The following is a 24,036-nucleotide window of genomic DNA, read 5'->3' as shown; positions in this document are numbered from 1 at the left end:
AACCTTTTATAGTATGGCGGTATATGTTTATACATTTTTAGGAATAGTTATCCTATTATCGTTTTTATGTAATGTCTATGCCATGTGTCTTTATAAACTGAATCGATTCTTTGTTGGGAATCTAACGGTTGTTTGCTTGTATCACAAACAAAGCCGGTTTTTTTAGCTACTCTTGCTGTTGCTAAATTTGCTTTCGCAAAATGGGCGTTAATTTGTTGCAGGTTTAAATGGTTAAATCCATATTCTATTAATGAACCTATTGCTTCTTCGGGAAATAGCATGCCATTGAATTGAGTGGCGAGCATAATACCTATTTCAGTTATATTAGGTGTTTTATTATATAAAGCTTGTAAACCAATAAGGTTATTACTTTTTAAGTCAATAATTACCCATACCATTACCTTTGGCTTTTTTTTCTGCATGACGGTTAACGTATTAGTAAATGCTTCTGTGGCTTCAATGCTAGTTAATGGAGGGCCAATATTTCGCATTATTTTCGCATCACTATAAAGGCTAATGTAAAACGCTTTATCAGTTTCTTCTAATGGGCGTATTAATAAACGTTTGGTAGTAAAACTTTTCATTTTTGTTTTCCTGTTTCGATTAGTTATTTATTTTTCTTTACAAATTTACCCTTATTTTTTTAAAAAATAACTAGGTGAATAGGTGATTTTTAACGCAAAACCTGTTAGTGCATTGTACATTGAATTGTACAGAATCTGCTCACTTTAATGGTTTGGCAAAAGTCAATATTAAAAAGGCAAATAAAAGCTAATTTTGTTCAAATTATATGCTTTTCAATTCAATAAAAAACACGTAAACTTAGCGCCCTTTTGTAATGGTGCTTAAAAAATAGTCAGCGTGGTAATGGTTTGAAAATCGGCTCGTATCAATTTGACAGTAATGTTTTTCTTGCGCCTATGGCGGGCATTACGGACCAACCTTTTAGAGAATTGTGTTGTCGGTTAGGTGCAGGTTTGGCAGTGTCAGAAATGATATCGTCGAATCCTAAGGTATGGAATACCGAGAAATCTAAACTAAGAATGGTTCATAGTAAAGAGGCTGGTATTCGTAGCGTACAGATTGCTGGTAGCTGTCCTGATGAATTAGCCTTTGCTGCTCAGATTAATGCTGAAAATGGTGCTCAGATCATTGACATTAATATGGGATGCCCAGCAAAAAAGGTAAACAAAAAATTAGCGGGCTCTGCTTTATTAAGAGAGCCAGCACAGGTCGAACAAATCGTGAAGTCTGTGGTGAATTCGGTAAATATTCCGGTTACGTTAAAAATTCGCACTGGTTGGTGTGAAAACAGTCGTAATGGCATTGAGATAGCTAAAATTGCTGAAGATAATGGTATTGCATCGCTCGCAGTGCATGGTCGAACCCGTAATGACTTTTATAAAGGTAATGCGGAGTACGACACCATAAAAGCAATTAAACAAGCTGTTTCAATTCCCGTTGTAGCTAACGGCGACATAACCTCAGTAGAAAAAGCTGAGCATGTATTAAGCTATACCGGAGCCGATGCAATTATGATCGGTCGAGGTGCCCAAGGGAGACCTTGGATTTTTCGAGAAATTAATCATTTTTTGAAAACTGGAACTCAGATGGCTGCACCTTCAGTAAATGAGGTGAGTTCAATCGTACTTGAACATGTTAAAGAGTTACATCAGTTTTACGGTGACTTTATGGGTGTGAGAATCGCTCGTAAGCACGTGTCTTGGTATATCCATTCATTTGCCTTATTAGGTGATGCATTGGGTGATGATTTTTCTGCAAAATTTGCAGGAGATCAAGGCAAAATTTTTAGATCTACTTTTAATGGTTTATCGTCTACAAGTGAACAACTTGAAACGTTAAACCTTTGTTTTGATCAACTTGTTCAGCGATGAACAGTGGGTCGTTAATTTTTATTAATAGAAAGAGTTGTACATTATGTTCGAACAAAATATTTCTTCTCCGTTTATCACTGGTGATATTCAAACGCAAACTAAAACGTCTCCTTTACGTACGCAAGCTAAAATAGCGATTAACAATTACTTAAAGCAATTAAACGGTAATGATGTTGACGATATGTACGACCTTGTACTAAGTGAGATTGAAGCACCAATGTTAGAAGAAGTAATGATGTATACACGCGGCAATCAAACAAGAGCTGCAAATTTACTAGGTATCAACCGTGGTACTTTACGTAAAAAATTAAAAAAATACGGAATGAACTAAGCCGATATTTTTATTGAAAGCACCTTCGGGTGCTTTTATTGTTTTTAAACTAATTTAAATTTTCATGTAATTTGACAAGTTAGCAATAAACTAGCAGTAAGTTACAACTAAAAAGGTAAATACATCGATGGATACTCCACGTCCAATTAAACGCGCATTATTAAGTGTTTCAGATAAATCAGGTATTGTTGAATTTGCACGTCGTCTAAATGAGAAGGGTGTTGACCTTCTTTCTACTGGCGGTACGGCAAAATTATTAGCCGAAAACGGCATTCCAGTAACAGAAGTTTCTGATTACACCGGTCACCCTGAAATTATGGATGGTCGTGTTAAAACATTACATCCTAAAGTACATGGCGGTATTTTAGCACGTCGTGGTATCGATGAAGGTGTAATGGCTGAGAACAATATTAATGCTATTGATATGGTTGTTGTTAACTTGTATCCATTTGCCAATGCTGTAAGTGATGAAAATTGTTCATTAGAAAACGCTATTGAAAACATCGATATTGGTGGTCCAACAATGGTACGTGCCGCAGCGAAAAATCATAAAGATGTAACGATTGTTGTTAACGCTAGTGATTATGATCGTGTTTTAGCTGAATTAGACAGCAACAATGATTCATTAACGTATCAAACACGTTTTGATTTAGCAATTGCAGCTTACGAGCACACGGCTAGTTACGACGGTATGATCGCAAACTATTTTGGTAAAATGTTACCAGCATACGGCGATACAGAAGCTACAGCGCCTTTACCTGGTGAAAAAGTTAAATTCCCACGTACTTTTAATAGTCAGTTTATTAAAACACAAGATTTACGTTACGGTGAAAACTCACATCAAGCAGCGGCTTTTTACAAAGAAGCAAACCCAGAAGAAGCCTCTGTGTCTACAGCCACTCAGTTACAAGGTAAAGCATTATCTTATAATAACATTGCTGATACTGATGCCGCATTAGAATGTGTTAAAGAATTTGACGAGCCAGCTTGTGTTATTGTTAAACATGCTAACCCATGTGGTGTTGCTATTGGTGATGATATTTTAGCGGCTTATGAAGGCGCGTACAAAACCGACCCTACCTCAGCATTTGGTGGCATTATTGCTTTTAACCGTGAGTTAGATGCAGATACAGCTGAAGCGATTGTGTCACGTCAATTTGTTGAAGTTATCATTGCTCCAAGCGTTTCAGATGCGGCAGCACAAATTGTTGCAGCTAAACCTAACTTACGTTTATTAGAATGTGGCCAGTGGGATACCAAAACAACAGGGTTTGATTTTAAACGTGTCAATGGTGGCTTGTTAGTGCAAGATACTGATCAAGGTCGTGTATCGCGCGATGATCTTAAAGTAGTGACTAAACGTCAACCGACAGAAAACGAAATGCGTGATTTACAGTTTTGCTGGAAAGTAGCAAAATTTGTGAAGTCTAACGCAATTGTTTATGTTAAAAATAGTGAAACTATCGGTGTTGGTGCCGGCCAAATGAGCCGTGTTTATTCAGCTAAAGTTGCTGGTATTAAAGCTGCTGATGAAAACTTAGAGGTTAAAGGCTCGGTTATGGCGTCAGATGCATTCTTCCCATTCCGCGATGGTTTAGATGCCGCAGCAGAAGCAGGCATTACAGCTGTAATTCAGCCTGGTGGCTCTATGCGTGATGATGAGGTGATTGCCGCAGCAGATGAACACAATATTGCTATGGTGTTTACCGGTATGCGTCACTTCCGTCATTAAGATAGCTATTAATTCCAGAAAATTAAGCAGTGTTGATTTATTTACTTACAATGAAAATTGCTATAAATAAAATCACCACTGCTTGTTTATTTAAAATCTGCTATAACTAGTGTTCTTTTAGTAACTTAAAACAGTTAATGGAAATATTATGACTCATTTAAAAAGCTTTAAATCTTTACTTTGTTCAACAGTAATCACTGCAACATTAGGCTTAAGCGCACTCGCTAGCTCAAATCTTTATGCCCATGCTAATCATGATCATAACAGCTCTGCACTTGAGCAAGCTGTGTCAGGTGAGCATCGTTCAGCTAAAAATAAAGCGCGTGATGAATATCGTCATCCGGTTGAAACATTGAAGTTTTTTGGTTTTACACCAGAAATGACAGTGGTAGAACTTACTCCAGGTGGTGGTTGGTATACTGAAATTTTAGCGCCTGCTCTAAAAGAGTCGGGTAAATATTATGGTGCTCATTATCCTGATACAGGTGAAGACAATTACTATTCTAAATCACGTAAAGCATTAGAGAAAAAAATTGCCTCGAACGATATTTATAGTGAAGTTGTATTAACTGACTTTGTTCCGCGTAAAGCAAGTGAAATAGCCCCTGAAGGGACGGCTGATCTAGTGTTAACTTTTCGTAACTTACATAACTGGAAAGCTGAAGGTGTAGAGCAAGTGTTTAAAGACGCTTACAAGGCACTTAAGTCTGGTGGTGTACTAGGTGTTGTTGAGCATCGTTTACCAGCAGGTGTTGCCCCTGAAAAAGCAGCGGGTTATGTTTCAGAAGCAACGACTATTAAGCAAGCTAAAGCAGCAGGTTTTCGTTTTGCTGGCGCAAGTGAAATAAATGCTAACCCGAAGGATATGGCTCAGCATCCTAAAGGTGTATGGACTTTACCACCGTCATTACGTTTAGGCGAAACTGATAAAGAAAAATATTTGGCGATTGGCGAAAGCGATCGCATGACCTTAAAGTTTGTTAAGCCTTAATTTAACGGTGTTAGCAACTTTAAAAGCAAAATAAACAATAGGAAAAATACATGAAAGTTTTAGTTATAGGATCAGGTGGTCGTGAGCATGCGTTGGCATGGAAAGCGGCTCAATCTAATCAAGTTACTAAAGTATTTGTTGCCCCAGGTAATGCTGGAACTGCAACTGAAGAAAAATTAGAAAATGTTGATCTTGATGTTAGTGATAACGCCGCTTTGGTTGCTTTTGCACAAAGTGAAGGTGTGGCATTAACTATTGTTGGCCCAGAGCAACCTTTAGTTGATGGTGTTGTTGATGCATTTCAAGCACAAGGTTTGGCTATTTTTGGTCCAAGTGCTAAAGCAGCGCAATTAGAAGGCTCAAAATCATTTACTAAAGACTTTTTAGCGCGTAATAATATCCCTTCGGGTAGCTATGAAAACTTTACTGAAGTTGAACCTGCGCTTGCTTATGTTCGTGAGAAAGGTGCACCCATTGTTGTTAAAGCTGATGGTTTAGCGGCAGGTAAGGGCGTTATTGTTGCACTAACATTAACTGAAGCAGAAGATGCTATTAAAGATATGTTAGCGGGTAATGCTTTTGGTGATGCTGGGCATCGTGTTGTTATTGAAGAGTTTCTTGAAGGTGAAGAAGCAAGTTTCATTGTTATGGTTGATGGTAAAAATGTTTTACCAATGGCAACAAGCCAAGATCATAAACGTGCATTAAATGGTGATTTAGGTCCGAATACTGGTGGTATGGGCGCTTATTCTCCAGCTCCGGTAGTAACACCTGAAATTCATGATCGCATCATGGCTGAAGTTATTATGCCAACTGTTGAAGGTATGGCAAATGAAGGCGCACCTTATACAGGTTTCTTATACGCTGGTTTAATGATTGCAGCAGATGGTACTCCTAACGTTATTGAATATAATTGTCGTTTTGGTGATCCTGAAACGCAACCAATAATGATGCGTTTACAATCAGATATTGTTGAACTTTGTTTAGCTGCTACACGCGGTGAATTAGATAAAGCAACGATTGATTTTGATAGTCGTGCTGCTGTTGGTGTTGTATTAGCTGCAAACGGCTATCCTGCAAGTTACCCTAAAGGTGATGTGATTTCAGGACTTGAAACTAATACCAATGCCTCTGCAAAAACATTTCATGCCGGTACTAAGTTAAATGATAAAGGTGAAGTTGTAACTAATGGCGGACGCGTATTATGTGCCACTGCTTTAGGGAACACTGTTACTGAAGCTCAACAATTAGCGTATGAATTACTGCATCAGATCTCTTGGCAAGGTGTAGAGTTTAGAACAGATATTGCTTATCGTGCAATTGCGCGTGAACAAAACGCTTAAACTGATATTTGCTACATTGTAATAAATAAAAGGGCTGATAATAAATTATCAGCCCTTTTTTATTATGTTGTCTCGTCGTTAATTATTTAACAATTTAGCAAAAACCGTCACATTATAGTTTTTGTAATATTTTATCTAAGCCCATTTTTGATTGTGCCACCGCTTGTAACGGAGTTAAACCATTTGGATACTCTTCTTGTTCGACAACTATCCATGAAGTGCCACCAACAGCAATATTCGTTTTAGTTAGGTTTAACCAGTCAATAGTATCTTGACCAATAATAGGTAGTTTACCTGTAGTACCTTCAGGCAAGCGTACTTTGTAATGTGTGGTTAATGTACGACCAGGATAACGTTTTACGTATTCGATTGGATCTTTACCTGCATAAGTTGTCCAACCTACATCTTGCTGTAAAATAACGTTAGGTGTGGTGTTTTTTGCTAAGTAATCCCAATAGGTTGAATGATTGAACTCATTAAATTCTTGGTCATGGTTATGAAAACCAATTTTCATACCTAACGGTGCAAGTTTTTTTGCGAAGTAATTGAGTTTTTCAACGATGATTTTAATACCTTCTGGATGCCATGCTCGTTCATCCCAAGGAATGATTAAATAATCTATTCCCGCAGTTTTATAATAGCTGGTTGTTTTTTCAAAATTTTCATCATTAAGTTGTTCAAAAATAATATGGCCACCGCTTCCTTCCATGCCAAGAGAAGCAAGGTAGTTTTTTAATCCTTTGGCGTCATTTTCGAATGGACCAAAATCACGTGCAAATTCAACTCCTTGAAATCCTAATTTTGCTAGTTGTTCAATAGTGCCTTTAAAGTCTTCCTTAAGCTCGTCTTTAACCGACCATAGTTGCACACTTATTTTAGGAATTGGTTTTGTTATTGCTTTATCGTGATCTGCATGAGCAAAGCAATTTGTTGATAATGTTAGCATCGCGAGCAATAGTAAATTAATTAATTTCATATATTTTCTCTTATGTAGTTTTCTTTTTTTGATTTATAGCTACTAATTTAATCAGTAATACCGAGTGTTATTAAATCCGCTTATTATTCATTTCTTTTACGGCATAATCCACAGCACGAACAGTAAGCGCCATAAAGGTTAATGATGGATTAGCCACACCAGATGAACAAAAGCTCGAGCCATCAGTCACAAATAGATTTGGAATGTCATGTGTTTGGTTGTAGGCATTCAAAACCGATTCAGCTGGATCTTTACCCATTCTTGCCGTTCCTACTTCATGAATAGCGAGTCCTGGTGCATTTTTATCAATAGAGGTATAGCTCTTTACATCTTTCAAGTCTGCTTTAAGTAGCATTTCTTTAGCTGTTTGCGCAGCATCTTCCATCATTAATACTTCATTGTCAGACCATTGACAGTTAATGTGTAATTGTGGAATACCCCATTTGTCTTTTTTAGTTTTATGAAGAGAAACTTGGTTTTCAAAACGTGGCAACATTTCACCTTGCGCATGTAAGCCAAAATGCCAGCTACTAGCCTGTGTTAGTTGCTGTTTATATGCAGCTCCAATACCAGTTTCAAAACGCGCATCTCGCCAATCTTTACGACCAAATCCGCCCGCTAATGCATAACCTCGTTTATAGTTCTTCTTATAAAGTGAAGGTTTAAATTGAAAGTTAGGCATATAAGCTTCTGTCGGACGACGGCCAGAATAATATTCGTCTTCGTAACCTTCTACTATTCCTGTGGCCCCCGCATTATAGACATGGTCCATTAAGTAATGGCCTAAAACGCCAGAGCTATTGGCAATGCCTTGTGGGAATTTTTTGGAAATAGAGTTAAGCATGATCTGTGTAGAGCCAAGTGTTGATGCACACACGAATACTACCTTGGCAAAATACTCTCGAGTAGTTAGGTTATCATTATCAATAACTTTAACGCCTTTTACGCGGTTGGTTTTTTCATCATAAATTAAGCTATGAACAACGCTGTTAGGTGCTATATGTAAGTTACCCGTTTTTGCTGCCGCGGGTAATGTTGAGCTTTGTGTTGAGAAATAAGCCCCAAATGAACAGCCTTTTTGACATTCATTTCTTGATTGGCATTGTACTCTGCCTTGAGATATGTGAAGTTCAGAGGGTTTAGTCAGGTGAGCGGCACGTCCCATTATCATTGGTCTTTGAGGATATAACTTCGCTAGTTTATTTTTTATATCAAACTCAGGTTTAGTCCATTCAAATGGCGGTAAAAAAACACTATCAGGTAACTGAGGTAGGTTGTCGTAATTACCACTAATACCAACATGCTTTTCAACATGGCTATACCAATGCTCTAAATCTTTATAACGAAGTGGCCAATCAATACCAATACCGTCAGCCTTATTGATATTAAATTCATTATCACTAAAGCGATAAGATTGACGATGCCAGATTAACGATTTACCACCTAGTTGATTAGCCCTAATCCAGCTGAAGTCTGTACCTTTTTCTGTTGAGTAGGGTAAATCTTTATCATTACCAAAAAATTGTTTTGTAGCATCATGGAATGCGTAACACTTTTTCTGAATTTTATATTGTTCTTCAACTAATAAGTTGTCGACCTTCATACGGTTAGCAAATTCCCAAGGGCCTTTACCTTCGTCAATATAATCTTTTTGATGCTCTACTACACGTCCGCGTTCTATCATTAAGGTTTTTAAGCCGCGTTCACATAATTCTTTCGCTGCCCAGCCACCAGAAATACCAGAGCCTATGACTAAGGCATCATATTCTTCATTACTTTCGTTAATATACAAATCTTTATCCATAAAATACTTCTTAGCATTTATTACTAGTTTAAGTCGAGTTCAGGCTCTTTTAGTAATACGCTAAAGACCCCCATGCTTTTTTCAAGGATGAATAGGATACCGAACCTTTAAATCCGCCAGGAACAGCTTGATAGTTTAGTGCTTGAGTTGCACCAACTTCAGTGGTGAAATAACCAAAAATTAATAAGGCTTTCAATTCTTTAAATTGTTCTTTGTTTTCTAGATTAAAGCCTAATTTTTGTGATTCTAATGCCACTAATAAAGCCGTTTGTTGGTCGGCAGTAATCGTGGTAAATGGTTGAGAAAAATTAGCGTTGCTTTGCTGATTAATTGTATTCACAATATTTTTAGCATGTGCTTGTTGCTCTTGGCTATGACACGCAGATAGTTGATGATCTAAAAAGCCATGTACATCTAATTCTGCAGCACTTGGGGTATCTGTTGCTGGTAAAACGACAGCACAAATATCATGCAAAATTTGCATTTCTAACTGAGAAAATAGTTTACCATTTTTTAGGGTGCTATTAGCTTGGGCTTCATATTTAAAAGCTGAAGCTAGCGCATTAGTACTTGTTAATTGGGAGATGGCAACGCTTCCCATTATTGCAGTTAAACCACGTAAAAATTGTCTTTTACTATTGTGATAAGCGCTTTCATGTTTATTATTCACGTGTTACCTCAGTCGCTTTAGTTGATTTGCGCATAAATATTACCAATGCTGTAAAAGCAAAGATAAGCACAAAGGGAAAAATACTTAAATTAGCCAATGTTGCTTGGCCAGCTGCTAGTTCGGCTAGCTCAGGTGAGCTATTGACAGCTAATGCTTCAAGGCGTGCTTTATCAATCCAACTACCAATAATAGGATTCCACATACTAACAGCAAACATACCGATACCACCAAGTATGGACATGCCTAAAGCACCTGACTTGGGAATGTTTTCAGCGACAAAGCCAACCATAGTTGGCCAAAAATAGGTTACGCCTAAAGCAAACAATAAAGCCGAAAAGTACACCATATTACCTGTCGCTATACTCATGCTGTATATGCCGAGTGTGGTAACGATAGCAGAATAGAGTAATACGCCTGCGGGATTAAACTTATGAATAAGTGGTCCTGCAAAATAACGACCTACTGCCATTACACCAGTGATCATTGCCATAATAAGCATAGGCGATGCCCCTGATGAACCTAGAATGCGTTCAATCCATTGTTGCGTGCCTAATTCACTTGTAGTTGTTAGTGTCATGCAAAATGCGATAAATAAAAATAAAGGGGAGAATAATGCTTTAATATTAACGGTTGTGGAAGTGTTGATATTTGTGGTTTGAGGGAATTTTTGCGTAAAAATTAAATAGCCATAGATTATCGTAGGAACCAGCATAACAGCTATTTGTGCTTGCCAACCAAAACTCATATCGGTCATATTTTTTGAAATTAATGCACCAATGACCACTCCTCCAGGAAACCATACGTGAAAACGGTTTAGCATAGTGGTTTTATTTTTATGATAAATATCGGCAATAAGTGGATTACAAGCGGCTTCTACTGAACCATTAGCAAAACCAATACAAAAGCTGGAAATTAATAGTGTCCAGAAACCTGCTGCATTCATTGTTAACAGTAAACCGAGTAAATGCCCGATAAAAGCTATCAATACTAATTTCTTGGCTCCTAGGAAATTATATAACAAACCACCTAACATCGTTGCAACAGGAAATCCTAAAAAGGCCATTGCGTTAATCCATCCCAATTGAGTATCGGAAAGAGAGAAATCTTGACTTAGTTGACCTAAAATACCTGCTCTAATGGCAAAGGTCATGGCTGTGACTGTTAGCGCTAAACAACAGGCAATAAACAACTTGTTTTTATTAATATTTGTTGACATATTTCGTCACTTATTTGTAGTTTGTTATAATCCTAGAATATCTCGATTCAAGTTGGCATCTTCACCACTAGCTGCAAAATCATCAAAGGCATGTTCAGGTGTTCTAATTAAGTGTTGTGCGATAAATGGCGCGCCTTCTTTTGCACCATCTTCAGGGTGTTTTAAACAACACTCCCATTCAAGTACTGCCCAACCATCATAACCATACTGTGTTAACTTACTAAAAATCTGTTTAAAGTCTATTTGACCATCCCCTAATGATCGAAAACGACCTGGTCTATTCTGCCAATCTTGGTAACCGCCATAAACACCACTTCTTCCATTGGGCCTAAATTCAGCATCTTTAACATGAAAGGCTTTAATTTTTTCATGATAAATATCGATAAAAGCTAAATAATCTAATTGTTGAAGTACAAAGTGACTTGGATCGTACAGTATATTTGCTCGTTGATGATTCCCTGTTGCTTCAAGGAAGCGCTCAAAAGTAACGCCATCATGTAGATCTTCACCAGGGTGTAATTCATAGCAGACATCAACACCTGCATCTTCGAACTTATCTAGAATAGGCAACCATCGTTGTGCTAATTCTTTAAAACCATCTTCTACTAAGCCAGCAGGGCGTTGTGGCCAAGGATAAAAGGTTTGCCATAATAATGCGCCAGAAAATGTGGCATGGGCTTTTAACCCTAATTTTGCACTCACTTTTGCGGCCATGCCTACTTGTTCAATTGCCCAGGCTGTTCTAGCTTGCGGGTTATTTTTCACTTCATCAATGGCAAAATTGTCAAACTGTTTATTGTAGGTTGGATGAACCGCGACTAATTGTCCTTGAAGATGGGTTGATAATTCACTAATTGATAAACCTGCATCGGTCACAATACCATTAATCTCTTCGCAATAACTTTCACTTTGATAAGCTAATTCTAAATTAAATAGTCGCTTATCCCAGGTAGGAATTTGTACCGCTTTATAACCCATTGCTGCTACCCACTGACAAATGTCGGCGAGATTATTAAAGGGCGCTGTATCTTGGCAAAATTGAGCGAGGAAAATGCCAGGGCCTTTGATTTGTGATTTAAAAATAGGTTCCATATTAGTTCACTTCCATTGGGGTTATGTTCAATGATAACGCTTGCCACTTCTCATTTGATTGATTGGATTGCACAACGTTTTCGATAAATGCCATGCCCCTAATTGCATCTTCAATACTTGGCACATCAAATTCTTGATTAGAGCAATCTACACCATTTTTATGTGCGCGGATCTGCTTGACAAAATTAAGATATATATTGGCAAAAGCTTCTAAATAACCTTCTGGATGACCTGCCGGAGTACGTGTGGCTTGCTGAGCCGCTTCACACATTTCGCCAACCCCCGTTCTAATTAATTGAGTCGGTTCATTAGTTGATTTTAGCAGCAAGGAGTTTGGCTCTAGCTGCGACCATTCAATACTTTTTTTATCGCCATAGATACGTAGCTTTAAATTATTTTCATCACCTACTGCTATTTGACTCGCGAATAGTAGACCTTTTGCGCCATTAGAAAATTTCAATATGACAGTTCCGTCATCATCTAAAGTTCGACCGGGGATAGATGAGGTGAGATCTGCACATAAATGCGTAATTTTTATACCTGATACATATTCAGCTAAATTAGCAGCATGAACTCCTATATCACCCATGCAGCAACTGACACCTGACTTTTTGGGATCTAATCGCCAGCTAGCTTGCTTACTGTTTTCATCGCTTTTTGAGGCAAGCCAACCTTGCGAGTATTCAACGACAACTTTAACAATATTACCCAATTCGCCTTGATTGATAAGGTGCTTAGCTTGCTTAATTAGAGGGTAGCCATTGTAGGTATGGGTTAGTCCATAAAGAACATCATGTTTTGCTAGTATTGATTGTAAGGTTAATACTTCTGATAAGTTTAACGTTGCGGGTTTGTCTGACATTACATGAAAACCACGTTCAATAGCTGCTTTAGCTATTGGAAAGTGCAAATGGTTTGGGGTAACTATCGCGACAAACTCCATACGTTCATTAACAGGTAATAACGCCTCAGCGATAAACATATCTTCATAGTTGGCATAGCAGCGTTCTTCAGGTAAATAAAGTGCAGCACCTGAATCGATCGAACGTTGTGGGTCGGAACTAAAGGCGCCACAAACTAATTCTATCTCGCCATCAAGAGAAGCAGCCATACGATGAATTGCACCAATAAATGCACCTTGACCACCGCCAACCATTCCCATGCGAACTTTTTTCATCAATTCATACCTAACTTATCGCTACAAAGGATTTACTATATAGAGCGAACGAAGAGGGTGTTATTAAAAATTCGGTGGACAATGCAATAAATTCGGCGTTTAATTTTTGTTTTGAAAGTTTTCGTGTTAGTTTTACCTTTCATAAAATGAGAATATAAATAATGATTATTGAACAGCATTCGACGTCTTTTCTTGAACATATTGGCGTTAAACAGTTAGTTAATATGTTTGATTTATTGTCTAGTGATCTTTTTTGGATTAAAGATAGAAACCATGTTTTTATTCATGCTAATCAGGCTTTAATAGAGCACCTTAATGCAAAGAGTTTAGACAGTATTCTGGGGAAAACTGACTTTGATTTTTCACCTGCTCATCTCGCTAAGCAGTTTTTTCGTGATGATGACAAAATTATAGCGGGTGAACAGGTGACTGAACGATTAGAAATGAATATGAATCATGACGGTGATATTGCTTGGTACACTACATCAAAAAGGCCTATTTTTGACAGTGTAAATAATATTGTAGGCTCGTATGGCATAACTCGACATTTACAAAAACAAGCCATTGCTTTTTCTGGCGTTGATGCCATTAAAGAGCCGGTGGACTATATTAGAAAAAATTATCAAACTCATTTTAGTATTGAACAACTAGCCAATGTAGCCCATTTGTCAGTGAGTGCATTGGAACGAAGATTTAAGAAGTATTTAGCGAAAACGCCTAAGCAATTAATTAATGAAATTAGGTTAGAGAACTCCCGCAGGCTCCTAGTAGAAACTAATATGCCAATTGCTGAGGTAGGTGATGCGACTGGTTTCACTGATCATAGTTATTTCAGCAAACAATTTCGCCTTTTTTTTGGTGAACTACCCTCTGAGTTTAGAAAGAATTATCGTAAGAATGCTTAACTATGACGAGCATTGAGTCAGAAGCTTAAAGATAGATGCAACAACGCAACATGTCATCATCATGAACTTGATTCAGGATCCCAATAGGTATGCTGCATACTACATGAGATTTAGTTCCAGCAGATAATCATTATTGGTTAATAAACGACAACCAATAAAAAAGGATGCCGAAGCATCCTTTATTCAAAATAATTAAAATTTAATTATTTATTTTCTCGCTGCGTCTTTCGCTGCTTTCGCTGCTTTAACTTCAGCAATTACTTCTTCAGCTACGTTGTTAGGACAAGGCATGTAGTGAGAGAATTCCATAGAGAATTGACCACGACCTGATGTCATTGTACGTAGAGATCCGATGTAACCGAACATTTCTGAAAGAGGTACGTCAGCTTTGATGCGAACACCAGTAGTACCAGCTTCTTGGTCTTTGATCATACCACGACGACGGTTTAAATCACCGATAACATCACCAACGTGATCTTCAGGAGTAAATACGTCAACAGCCATGATAGGTTCAATTAACTGAGCACCAGCTTTTGGAATTGATTGACGGAAAGCACCACGAGCAGCTAATTCAAATGCAACAGCAGATGAATCGACAGCATGGAAGCCACCATCGTATAATTCAATTTCAACATCTAATACAGGGAAGCCAGCAAGAACACCAGTCTCCATCATGCCTTTGAAGCCTTTCTCGATTGCTGGGAAGAATTCTTTAGGTACATTACCACCAACAACTACAGAGTTGAATACGAAACCAGAACCAGGTTCGCCAGGCTTGATACGGTAATCAATTTTACCGAACTGACCAGAACCACCAGATTGTTTCTTATGTGTGTAAGAATCTTCAATTTCTGATGTGATTGTTTCACGGTAAGCAACCTGTGGTTTACCTACTTCTAAATCAACACCGTAAGTACGCTTAAGGATATCTACTTTGATATCTAAGTGAAGCTCACCCATACCACGTAAGATTGTTTCGCCTGAATCAACATCAGTTTCAACCATGAATGTTGGATCTTCTGCAACCATTTTACCAATAGCAACACCCATCTTCTCAGAACCACCTTTATCTTTAGGCGTTACAGAGATAGAAATTACTGGAGCAGGGAAAACCATTGCTTCTAGAGTACAAGGGTCTTTAGGATCACATAATGTGTGACCTGTTTGAACATTCTTCATACCAACGATAGCTAAGATATCACCGGCTTGTGCTTCAGAAAGCTCAGTACGGTCATCCGCTTGCATTTCAACCATACGACCAACACGCTCAGTTTTACCTGTGAACGAGTTAAGAATAGTATCACCTTTCTTCAATGTACCTGAGTAGATACGAATAAAGGTAAGAGCACCAAAACGGTCATCCATTATTTTGAATGCTAACGCTTTGAATGTTTCTTTAGTATCAACAATTGCATATTTACCAGTAGGCTCGCCTGCTTCATCAGTTAACGGTTGAGGGTTAACGTCTGTAGGACAAGGTAAGTAATCAACAACAGCATCAAGAAGAAGTTGCATACCTTTGTTTTTGAATGCAGAACCACAGTATGTAGGGAAGAACATTAATTCGTTAGTACCTTTACGGATACACGCTTTAATTTGCTCTTCAGTCGGTGTAAGTTCACCTTCTAAGTATTCCATTAATAAATCTTCGTCTGCTTCTAAAGCAGTTTCGATCATTTGTTCACGGTAGATAGCAGCATCATCAACCATGTCAGCAGGAATATCTTCAATTGTGTAGTTTTCTGGAAGACCAGTTTCGTCCCAGATGTAAGCTTTTTGGCTTAATACATCAACAACACCAACGAATTCATCTTCTTCACCGATTGGTAAAGTCATAATAAGCGGTTGAGCACCTAGTACTTTTTTAACTTGGTCTGTTACACGGTAAAAGTTAGCACCTAAACGGTCTAATTTGTTAACGAAGATTAAACGAGCTACTTTAGAGTCGTTAGCATAACGCCAGTTAGTTTCTGATTGTGGCTCAACACCACCACTACCACAGAATACACCAACACCACCATCAAGAACTTTTAATGAACGATAAACTTCAACAGTGAAATCAACGTGACCAGGAGTGTCAATTACGTTAAAACGGTGTTTTTTCCATTCACATGTAACCGCTGCAGATTGGATGGTAATACCGCGCTCAGCTTCCTGTTCCATGAAATCGGTAGTTGATTCACCGTCATGAGTTTCACCAGATTTATGGATTTTCCCGGTTAATTTAAGGATTCGTTCAGTTGTTGTGGTTTTACCAGCATCAACGTGAGCGAATATACCAATGTTTCTGTACTTAGATAAATCTGCCATTGTTTTACTCTATTTAGTTTAAGGTCTATTCTGCTTTCTTTCTCCTTAACACTTTATATAAGTAAAGGAAGAACAAAAATACAGAATTGTTGAAAATTTGCGCGCGAGTATAACATTACTCAATTAAGATCGATATAACATTGAGAAAAAAAATGTAAATGTTCACTCGTTCTGTTTATATATAGGAATATTAATAAAAAGATATAGTAATATTACTAGAAATAGCAAATAAAAAAGCTAGGTTTATCGTAAATATGCGCCTAGCTATTATTTTTAAGTTGCTTTAAAAGATTATCTAAGTTCTCTACGTAGTAATTTTCCTACCGTAGATTTAGGAATTTCATTAATAAAAATGACATGCTTAGGTACTTTATATGCTGTTAATCCTTGGCGACAAAAGTCAATAACATCTTGTTCAGTCATATTACTATATTGGGCATCTTTATTTTTCACAACAAACAGCTTAACTGCTTCACCTGTTTTTTCATCCGTTACACCAATACAAGCTGACTCTATAATGCCGGGCATGTTGGCTATTTCCGCTTCAATTTCATTAGGGTAAACATTAAAACCTGAGACATTAATCATATCTTTTATACGGTCTACGATATGGAAAAATCCCTTTTCATCGAGCATAGCAACATCGCCTGTTTTAAAATAACCATCGAGTGTCATGCAATCTTCTGTTGCGTGATCATTATTCCAGTAGCCAGACATGACTTGTGGGCCTTTAGCACATAATTCGCCAGCCTCACCTTGTGGCACTTCATTACCATTATGATCTCGAATAGATATGTCAGTATTAGGAAGGGGAATACCGATACCAGGTACATAGATTTCTTCACCATTAATTGTGGCACCAAAATTCAATGATAAAACGGGGGACGTTTCTGACAATCCATAACCTTCTTGAAGTCTAGTCCCAGTGACTTGTAACCATTTATCTGCCACAGCTTGTTGAACGGCTGCGCCACCACCAATACATAGCTTTAATGCAGAAAAGTCTACTTGCTCAAAACCTGGTGTGTGCAATAGGCCGTTAAATAAGGTATTTACTCCAGTGAACGTTGTTGCAGGTGTGTTTTTCCATATTTCGACAAAGCTGGGCATATCACGAGGATTCGTAACTAAAACATTTTTAGCGCCGAAGGTAAAATAGGCTAGGGTGTTCGCCATTAAGGCGAAGATGTGATACATAGGAATCGCGGTAATAACAATATCATTACCGTAGTCTATTTCATTTTTAGCAAATTCTTCATACTGCAATATATTCGCAATTAAATTACCGTGACTAAGCATAGCGCCTTTTGATAATCCGGTGGTGCCACCGGTATATTGTAAATACAATAAATCGTCTTGGCATAGCTTAGGCTCCGCTAATTCACTATTCTTTCCTTGAGCTAAGGCGTCGGTAAAGCTAATAGTATGACTTAAACGCTCATCAATAGGTTCACTCGGTAACCCTTTGTTGATTAAATCATCTAAATTAATGGTAATCACATTCTTTACGTTAGTTTTGCCAATAACATCAGCGAGCATTTTAGTTGATGAAGAAAATATAATGATAGTGTCTACTTGGGCATCATTAAGTTGATGCTCTAATTCGCGCGGTGTATACATTGGGTTTACATTTACCTGTACTCCTCCAACACGAATAATGCCCCACATAGCAATTGGGAAGCATAAAGTATTTGGACACATTAAGGCGACACGATCGCCTTTGGTAATATTCAACTTGTTTTGTAAAAAAGCGGCAAAATCTCGTGATAAACTATTTACCTGATTGAAGGTCAGTTCCGCGCCAAAATTACTAAAAGCTGTTTGCTGTTGATATTTAGCCGTTGTTTCATGAAATAAGTCTATTAATGAAGTGTAACGGGTTAAATCGACCTCATGAGCTACATTTGTAGGATAATTAGTAAACCAAGGTTTATTCATGTCCTTCCCCTCTTTATATGATGATAATTATTATGGTTAATTCTTTTTATAGTTATTTCGAGTGTAATGAATATTCAATTGAAACGCTATTAGGTTAACAGGCTGAATATTTAAAACTTAGCAATGAGTAATTAATACTTGCTCATATTCTAATCTTATGTATAATACGCGACCACATTCAGGAGAACTGGGTGTAGTTTTGTTTATACAGTTTTGTCTGTTTTATAAAGATAATCATTCAAACGTAAACAAACTAAGGTATTAACGTATTAGTTATTTCCTTATACAGCAACGCTAATTTTGCGTTGAATGTTTATTTAGTAATACACCCCCTTCCAGTACATAAGGAAGCAGAGGGATGTATTTTTTTGTTCTTTTAAAAGGGGATTTGATAAATGTCAAATCAAAGAATTCGCATTCGTTTGAAAGCGTTCGATCATCGTTTGATTGATCAATCTACAGCAGAGATCGTTGATACTGCTAAGCGTACTGGCGCACAGGTTCGTGGTCCTATTCCACTTCCAACTCGCAAAGAACGTTTTACAATATTAACTTCTCCACACGTTAACAAAGATGCGCGTGACCAGTACGAAATTCGTACTCACAAACGCATGATTGATATCGTTGAGCCAACTGAAAAGACTGTAGACGCATTAATGCGTTTAGATCTTGCAGCTGGTGTTGATGTTCAAATCAGCTTGGGCTAAGAGGAGTTTTAACAATGACTATAGGTCTAGTTGGACGTAAAGTGGGTATGACTCGTGTCTTCACAGAAGATGGCGTTTCTACTCCTGTTACAGTTCTAGAAGTTGAAGCGAACCGTGTTTCTCAGGTTAAAACTGTAGACAACGATGGTTATTCAGCGCTTCAAGTTACTACGGGCAAGCGTAAAGCAAGCCGTGTTAACAAACCAGCAGCTGGTCATTTCGCTAAAGCAGGCGTTGAAGCAGGTCGTGGCCTGTGGGAATTCCGCTTAAATGCAAATGAAGGTAGCGATATTGAAGCTGGCAGTGAAATCACTGTTGAGATTTTCAATGAAACTAAATTAGTAGATGTAACTGGTACCTCTAAAGGTAAAGGTTTCCAAGGTGGTATCAAGCGCTGGAATTTCAGCATGCAAGATGCAACTCATGGTAACTCGATTTCTCACAGATCTAACGGTTCGTTAGGTCAGTGTCAAACACCAGGTCGCGTTTTCAAAGGCAAAAAAATGTCTGGTCACATGGGTGCTGTGCGCGTTACTACACAAAACCTTGAATTGGTTCGCGTTGACGCAGAACGTAACTTGTTGCTTGTTAAAGGCGCAGTTCCGGGTGCTATCAACGGTAACGTAATCATCAAACCAGCTGTTAAAGCTTAGTCCAGGAGATTTTGTGATGGAATTATCATTAAAAGACGCATCAGGTGCTCTTGAAGTTTCTGAAGCAACTTTTGGACGTGAGTTTAATGAAGCTTTAGTACACCAAGTAGTAGTTGCATATGCAGCTGGTGCTCGTCAAGGTACTCGTGCTCAGAAAACTCGTTCAGAAGTTAGCGGCGGTGGTGCAAAACCATGGCGTCAAAAAGGTACAGGCCGAGCTCGTGCCGGTACTACTCGTGGTCCAATCTGGCGTTCTGGTGGCGTAACATTCGCTGCTAAACCTCAAGATCACAGTTTAAAAGTTAACCGTAAAATGTATCGTGGTGCTATTGCTAGCATCTTATCTGAATTAGTTCGTCAAGAACGTTTAGTTGTAGTAAACGATTTTTCGGTAGAAACACCTAAAACTAAAGAATTAGTTGCTAAGTTGAAAGGCTTAGAGCTTAAAGATGTATTGATTGTAACTAAAGAAGTTGACGAGAACTTGTTCTTATCAGCACGCAACTTATATAAAGTTGACGTTCGTGATGTTGCAGCAATTGATCCTGTAAGCTTAGTTGGTTTCGAAAAAGTTTTAATTACTGCTGATGCAGTTAAAGAAATCGAGGGGATACTAGCATGATAAACGAAGAACGTTTGTTGAAAGTGCTTTTAGCACCAAATATTTCTGAAAAAGCAACTGTAGCAGCTGAAGCAAACAACACTGTTGTTTTCAAAGTTACTACTGATGCAACTAAAGCTGAAATTAAAGCGGCCGTTGAGAAGCTTTTTGAAGTTTCTGTTGTAGGTGTTAATACACTTAATGTTAAGGGTAAAGTAAAACGTACTGGAGCTCGTTTTGGTCGTCGTAACGACTGGAAAAAAGCTTACGTAACTCTTGCAGAAGGTAGTGACATCGACTTCGTTGGCGCTGAATCATAGGAGTAGTTAAAATGGCTATTGTAAAATGTAAACCTACTTCTCCGGGTCGTCGTCACCTAGTTAAAGTGGTAAACAAAGAGCTTCATAAAGGTAAGCCTTACGCACCATTATTAGACACTAAGTCTAAGTCTGGTGGTCGTAACAATAATGGTCGTATTACCGTTCGTCATATTGGCGGTGGTCATAAGCATCATTATCGTATCGTTGACTTTAAACGTAATAAAGATGGTATCCCTGCGAAAGTTGAACGTTTAGAATACGATCCAAATCGTAGTGCTAACATCGCTTTAGTATTATATGCAGATGGTGAACGTCGTTACATCTTAGCCCCTAAAGGCTTAAAAGCTGGTGATTCTATCCAGTCTGGTGTTGATGCTCCTATTAAAGCGGGTAATACTATGCCTTTACGCAACACGCCATTAGGTAGTGTTGTGCATGCAATCGAACTTAAACCAGGTAAGGGCGCGCAAATTGCTCGTGCTGCTGGTACTTACGCACAATTAGTTGCGAAAGATGGTGCTTACGTTACTTTACGTCTTCGCTCTGGCGAAATGCGTAAAATCGAAGCAGATTGTCGTGCTACTTTAGGTGAAATCGGCAATGCTGAACACATGCTTCGCTCTCTGGGTAAAGCTGGTGCTTCACGCTGGCGCGGTGTTCGCCCAACTGTTCGTGGTGTTGCCATGAACCCAGTTGACCATCCACACGGTGGTGGTGAAGGTAAAACATCTGGCGGTCGTCATCCGGTATCACCTTGGGGTGTACCAACTAAGGGTTACAAGACTCGTTCGAATAAGCGTACTGATAAATTTATCGTACGTCGTCGTACTAAGTAATTAGTGCATTAAACTAAATACTCATAATTATCGATTAATTTCGGTAATTAGAGTAATGATAATTAAGGAATCACCATGCCACGTTCCCTCAAGAAAGGTCCTTTTATTGACCTACACTTGTTGACGAAGGTAGAGAAAGCGGTGGAAAGCGGGAATAAAAAGCCAATTAAAACTTGGTCCCGTCGTTCAATGATCATCCCTACGATGATCGGATTGACCATAGCTGTCCATAATGGCCGTCAACACGTTCCTGTATTTGTAACCGAAGAAATGATCGGTCACAAATTAGGAGAATTTGCACCAACTCGTACTTATCGCGGTCATGTCGCTGATAAGAAAGCGAAGAAGTAAGGGGAAGTTAGATGGAAGCAATTGCTATACATAAATTTGCCCGTGGTTCTGCGCAAAAAGCACGTTTAGTTGCGGATCAAATCCGCGGCGTACACGTTGAAAAAGCTCTTGAAATACTAACGTTTAGCAACAAATCTGCTGCTGACTTAGTTAAAAAAGTTCTTAATTCAGCGATTGCTAATGCAGAGCACAATGAAGGTGCAGATATTGATGAATTATTCGTTAAAACAATTATGATTGACGATGGTCCAACAATGAAACGTATTATGCCACGAGCGAAAGGCCGAGCCGATCGCATCATCAAGCGCACTAGTCACATTACTGTGATTGTGTCTGATTCTTAGGAGTATATTAGTATGGGTCAAAAAGTTAATCCTACCGGTATTCGCCTAGGGATCACGAAACCTTTCGCGTCTACTTGGTTTGCTAACAGCAAAGATTTTGCTAGCAACTTAGACGGCGACCATAAGGTTCGCGAATTTTTAAAAGAAAAGCTTAAACGCGCTTCACTATCTAAAGTAGTTATTGAACGTCCAGCTAAATCTATCCGCGTAACAATTCACACGGCTCGTCCAGGTGTTGTTATTGGTAAGAAAGGCGAAGATGTTGAGAAGTTACGTTTAGCTGTGTCTAAAATTGCCGGCGTTCCTGCTCAAATCAACATTGCTGAAGTACGTAAGCCAGAAATGGATGCGCAGCTTGTTGCTGACAGTATTGCTAGTCAATTAGAACGTCGTGTTATGTTCCGTCGCGCTATGAAGCGTGCCGTGCAAAACGCTATGCGTTTAGGTGCTAAGGGTATCAAAGTTCAAGTTAGCGGTCGTTTAGGCGGCGCTGATATTGCACGTGCTGAATGGTATCGTGAAGGTCGTGTACCTTTACATACATTACGTGCTGATATCGACTACGCAATTGCGCGTGGCGACACGACTTATGGTGTAATTGGTATTAAAGTTTGGATCTTTAAAGGCGAAATCATTGGTAAAATGCCACTTGTGGCAGAACAACCAGCGGCTAAACCTAAAAGAAAGAACAACCGCAAAGCGAAGTAAGAGGAATAAGTAATGTTACAACCAAAACGTACTAAATTCCGTAAGCAATTTAAATTACGTAACCGTGGTCTTGCACAGGTTGGTAGTTCAGTTAGCTTCGGTACTTTCGGTTTGAAATCGGTTGAGCGCGGTCGTATGACTGCACGCCAAATTGAAGCCGCTCGTCGTGCCATGACTCGTCATGTTAAGCGTCAAGGTAAAATCTGGATACGCGTTTTCCCTGATAAGCCAATTACCAAAAAACCTCTTGAGGTTCGTATGGGTAAAGGTAAGGGTTCAGTAGAATATTGGGTTTGCCAAATTCTTCCTGGCCGTGTTCTTTATGAAATGGAAGGTGTTCCTGAAGAAGTAGCGCGCGAAGCATTTGCTTTAGCTGCTGCTAAACTTCCGTTTAAAACTACCTTCGTAACTAGGACGGTAATGTAATGAAAGCTAGTGAACTAAAAGCAAAAAGCATTGAAGAGCTTAATGCTGAATTACTAGAGCTTCTACGTGAGCAGTTTAACTACCGCATGCAAGCAAGCACTGGTCAATTAGCACAAACTCATTTGCTAAGAACTGTACGTCGCAATATTGCACGTGTTAAGACTATCATCACTGAAAAGGCAGGTAAGTAATGAGCGAAGCTAAAATCCGCACACTACAAGGCGTTGTTATCAGTAACAAGATGGATAAGTCTATCGTTGTAATGATCGAACGTCGTGTTAAGCACCCTATATATGGTAAGTACATCACGCGTTCAACTAAGTTGAAAGCGCACGATGAAGCTAACGTATGTAACGAAGGTGACTTAGTAACTATTACTGAAGTTGCACCAATTTCTAAGTCTAAGAACTGGAAATTAGTTGACGTAGTAGTTAAAGCTTAATTAATATTTTTTAATTAACTTTATAGTTACTTAAAAGCCCCTAGTATTTATTTACTAGGGGCTTTTTTATTCCTCAACTCAAACACAACTTAATAAAATGAAATTGGTACAATTTCTAAGTCTAGCTCTAGCTGATAAAAGGCATGTGGAAATTAGTTGACGTAGTAGTTAAAGCTGCTTCTTAAAGGAATAAATATTTTTTAATTAACTTTATAGTTACTTAAAAGCCCTAGTATTTATTTACTAGGGGCTTTTTTATTCCTCAACT

26 protein-coding genes are annotated in these 24,036 nt (G+C 38.4%); 17 read left to right on the top strand and 9 right to left on the bottom strand.

Annotated features, from left to right (window positions below):
* Positions 1–47: 47 nt before the first annotated feature.
* Entirely contained in the window at positions 48–584 is a 537-nt protein-coding gene (locus tag Q4496_RS09465; RefSeq protein ID WP_215972058.1) for a GNAT family N-acetyltransferase, read from the bottom strand.
* A gap of 288 nt (positions 585–872) precedes the next feature.
* On the opposite strand from Q4496_RS09465, the gene dusB reads away from it, so the two are divergent.
* The 5 genes from dusB to purD all read left to right on the top strand — a co-directional run bounded on the left by dusB (position 873) and on the right by purD (position 6,292).
* The gene (gene dusB / locus Q4496_RS09460) at positions 873–1,895 is read left to right on the top strand and encodes a tRNA dihydrouridine synthase DusB (RefSeq protein WP_215972059.1); all 1,023 of its coding nucleotides are present in this window, start codon (positions 873–875) and stop codon (positions 1,893–1,895) included.
* Positions 1,896–1,938: 43 nt separating this feature from the next.
* Complete coding sequence (fis, locus tag Q4496_RS09455; protein WP_114325692.1) at positions 1,939–2,226, top strand: DNA-binding transcriptional regulator Fis; 288 nt, start codon at positions 1,939–1,941, stop codon at positions 2,224–2,226.
* 127 nt (positions 2,227–2,353) lie between these two features.
* Positions 2,354–3,958, top strand: coding sequence for a bifunctional phosphoribosylaminoimidazolecarboxamide formyltransferase/IMP cyclohydrolase (purH, locus tag Q4496_RS09450; RefSeq protein ID WP_215972060.1), 1,605 nt, complete (start codon positions 2,354–2,356; stop codon positions 3,956–3,958).
* 148 nt (positions 3,959–4,106) lie between these two features.
* Complete coding sequence (locus Q4496_RS09445) at positions 4,107–4,949, top strand: class I SAM-dependent methyltransferase (RefSeq protein WP_215972061.1); 843 nt, start codon at positions 4,107–4,109, stop codon at positions 4,947–4,949.
* A 50-nt stretch (positions 4,950–4,999) separates the two neighbouring features.
* Positions 5,000–6,292: a phosphoribosylamine--glycine ligase gene (gene purD / locus Q4496_RS09440; RefSeq protein WP_215972062.1), complete on the top strand. Its 1,293-nt coding sequence runs from the start codon at positions 5,000–5,002 to the stop codon at positions 6,290–6,292.
* Between the two features lie 112 nt (positions 6,293–6,404).
* Here purD and Q4496_RS09435 read toward each other — a convergent pair whose 3' ends face one another.
* From Q4496_RS09435 to Q4496_RS09410, 6 genes are all read right to left on the bottom strand, one after another.
* Positions 6,405–7,268 carry a sugar phosphate isomerase/epimerase gene (locus Q4496_RS09435; RefSeq protein WP_215972063.1) on the bottom strand — a complete coding sequence of 288 codons (864 nt, stop codon included), beginning with the start codon at positions 7,266–7,268 and terminating at the stop codon, positions 6,405–6,407.
* Between the two features lie 70 nt (positions 7,269–7,338).
* Positions 7,339–9,072 carry a GMC oxidoreductase gene (locus Q4496_RS09430; protein ID WP_215972064.1) on the bottom strand — a complete coding sequence of 578 codons (1,734 nt, stop codon included), beginning with the start codon at positions 9,070–9,072 and terminating at the stop codon, positions 7,339–7,341.
* 49 nt (positions 9,073–9,121) lie between these two features.
* Positions 9,122–9,742, bottom strand: coding sequence for a gluconate 2-dehydrogenase subunit 3 family protein (locus Q4496_RS09425; RefSeq protein WP_215972065.1), 621 nt, complete (start codon positions 9,740–9,742; stop codon positions 9,122–9,124).
* Positions 9,735–10,958 (bottom strand): sugar MFS transporter, encoded by a 1,224-nt coding sequence (locus tag Q4496_RS09420; RefSeq protein ID WP_215972066.1) that lies wholly within the window; start codon positions 10,956–10,958, stop codon positions 9,735–9,737. The genes Q4496_RS09425 and Q4496_RS09420 overlap by 8 nt, the downstream gene beginning before the upstream one ends.
* Positions 10,959–10,982: 24 nt before the next feature.
* On the bottom strand, positions 10,983–12,050 hold the full coding sequence (locus Q4496_RS09415) for a sugar phosphate isomerase/epimerase (protein WP_303610339.1): 1,068 nt from the start codon (positions 12,048–12,050) through the stop codon (positions 10,983–10,985).
* Position 12,051: 1 nt separating this feature from the next.
* The gene (locus tag Q4496_RS09410) at positions 12,052–13,227 is read right to left on the bottom strand and encodes a Gfo/Idh/MocA family protein (protein WP_303610338.1); all 1,176 of its coding nucleotides are present in this window, start codon (positions 13,225–13,227) and stop codon (positions 12,052–12,054) included.
* 161 nt (positions 13,228–13,388) lie between these two features.
* Here Q4496_RS09410 and Q4496_RS09405 point away from each other — a divergent pair, with 161 nt between their 5' ends.
* Positions 13,389–14,132, top strand: coding sequence for an AraC family transcriptional regulator (locus Q4496_RS09405; RefSeq protein ID WP_215972068.1), 744 nt, complete (start codon positions 13,389–13,391; stop codon positions 14,130–14,132).
* A 207-nt stretch (positions 14,133–14,339) separates the two neighbouring features.
* On the opposite strand, the gene fusA is transcribed toward Q4496_RS09405, so the two are convergent.
* On the bottom strand, positions 14,340–16,442 hold the full coding sequence (gene fusA, locus Q4496_RS09400; RefSeq protein ID WP_215972069.1) for an elongation factor G: 2,103 nt from the start codon (positions 16,440–16,442) through the stop codon (positions 14,340–14,342).
* Between the two features lie 291 nt (positions 16,443–16,733).
* Positions 16,734–18,380 (bottom strand): AMP-binding protein, encoded by a 1,647-nt coding sequence (locus Q4496_RS09395; RefSeq protein ID WP_303610337.1) that lies wholly within the window; start codon positions 18,378–18,380, stop codon positions 16,734–16,736.
* A 395-nt stretch (positions 18,381–18,775) separates the two neighbouring features.
* On the opposite strand from Q4496_RS09395, the gene rpsJ reads away from it, so the two are divergent.
* The 11 genes from rpsJ (at position 18,776) to rpsQ (ending at position 23,768) form a co-directional block, all read left to right on the top strand.
* Positions 18,776–19,087: a 30S ribosomal protein S10 gene (gene rpsJ, locus Q4496_RS09390; protein ID WP_070375080.1), complete on the top strand. Its 312-nt coding sequence runs from the start codon at positions 18,776–18,778 to the stop codon at positions 19,085–19,087.
* Positions 19,088–19,101: 14 nt separating this feature from the next.
* Positions 19,102–19,740: a 50S ribosomal protein L3 gene (gene rplC / locus Q4496_RS09385; protein ID WP_215972071.1), complete on the top strand. Its 639-nt coding sequence runs from the start codon at positions 19,102–19,104 to the stop codon at positions 19,738–19,740.
* Between the two features lie 16 nt (positions 19,741–19,756).
* A complete protein-coding gene (rplD, locus tag Q4496_RS09380) occupies positions 19,757–20,362 on the top strand; it encodes a 50S ribosomal protein L4 (protein ID WP_159822967.1) in 606 nt (201 codons plus the stop codon).
* Positions 20,359–20,661 carry a 50S ribosomal protein L23 gene (rplW, locus tag Q4496_RS09375; RefSeq protein WP_159821677.1) on the top strand — a complete coding sequence of 101 codons (303 nt, stop codon included), beginning with the start codon at positions 20,359–20,361 and terminating at the stop codon, positions 20,659–20,661. Before rplD ends, rplW begins: the two co-directional genes overlap by 4 nt.
* 11 nt (positions 20,662–20,672) lie before the next feature.
* A complete protein-coding gene (gene rplB, locus Q4496_RS09370; protein ID WP_215972072.1) occupies positions 20,673–21,497 on the top strand; it encodes a 50S ribosomal protein L2 in 825 nt (274 codons plus the stop codon).
* Positions 21,498–21,572: 75 nt separating this feature from the next.
* A complete protein-coding gene (gene rpsS, locus Q4496_RS09365) occupies positions 21,573–21,848 on the top strand; it encodes a 30S ribosomal protein S19 (RefSeq protein ID WP_011041718.1) in 276 nt (91 codons plus the stop codon).
* An 11-nt stretch (positions 21,849–21,859) separates the two neighbouring features.
* Entirely contained in the window at positions 21,860–22,192 is a 333-nt protein-coding gene (gene rplV, locus Q4496_RS09360; protein ID WP_215972073.1) for a 50S ribosomal protein L22, read from the top strand.
* A 12-nt stretch (positions 22,193–22,204) separates the two neighbouring features.
* Complete coding sequence (gene rpsC / locus Q4496_RS09355) at positions 22,205–22,900, top strand: 30S ribosomal protein S3 (RefSeq protein WP_159821674.1); 696 nt, start codon at positions 22,205–22,207, stop codon at positions 22,898–22,900.
* A gap of 12 nt (positions 22,901–22,912) precedes the next feature.
* Entirely contained in the window at positions 22,913–23,326 is a 414-nt protein-coding gene (rplP, locus tag Q4496_RS09350) for a 50S ribosomal protein L16 (RefSeq protein ID WP_159821673.1), read from the top strand.
* Positions 23,326–23,517: a 50S ribosomal protein L29 gene (rpmC, locus tag Q4496_RS09345; protein ID WP_159821672.1), complete on the top strand. Its 192-nt coding sequence runs from the start codon at positions 23,326–23,328 to the stop codon at positions 23,515–23,517. The genes rplP and rpmC overlap by 1 nt, the downstream gene beginning before the upstream one ends.
* Positions 23,517–23,768: a 30S ribosomal protein S17 gene (gene rpsQ, locus Q4496_RS09340; protein ID WP_215972074.1), complete on the top strand. Its 252-nt coding sequence runs from the start codon at positions 23,517–23,519 to the stop codon at positions 23,766–23,768. The genes rpmC and rpsQ overlap by 1 nt, the downstream gene beginning before the upstream one ends.
* Positions 23,769–24,036: the final 268 nt, after the last annotated feature.

It is taken from the genome of Colwellia sp. 5_MG-2023 (genome assembly GCF_030547795.1).
In the GTDB taxonomy this organism is placed as follows: Bacteria; Pseudomonadota; Gammaproteobacteria; order Enterobacterales; family Alteromonadaceae; genus Colwellia.
This window is presented reverse-complemented; position numbering and strand designations above follow the sequence as displayed.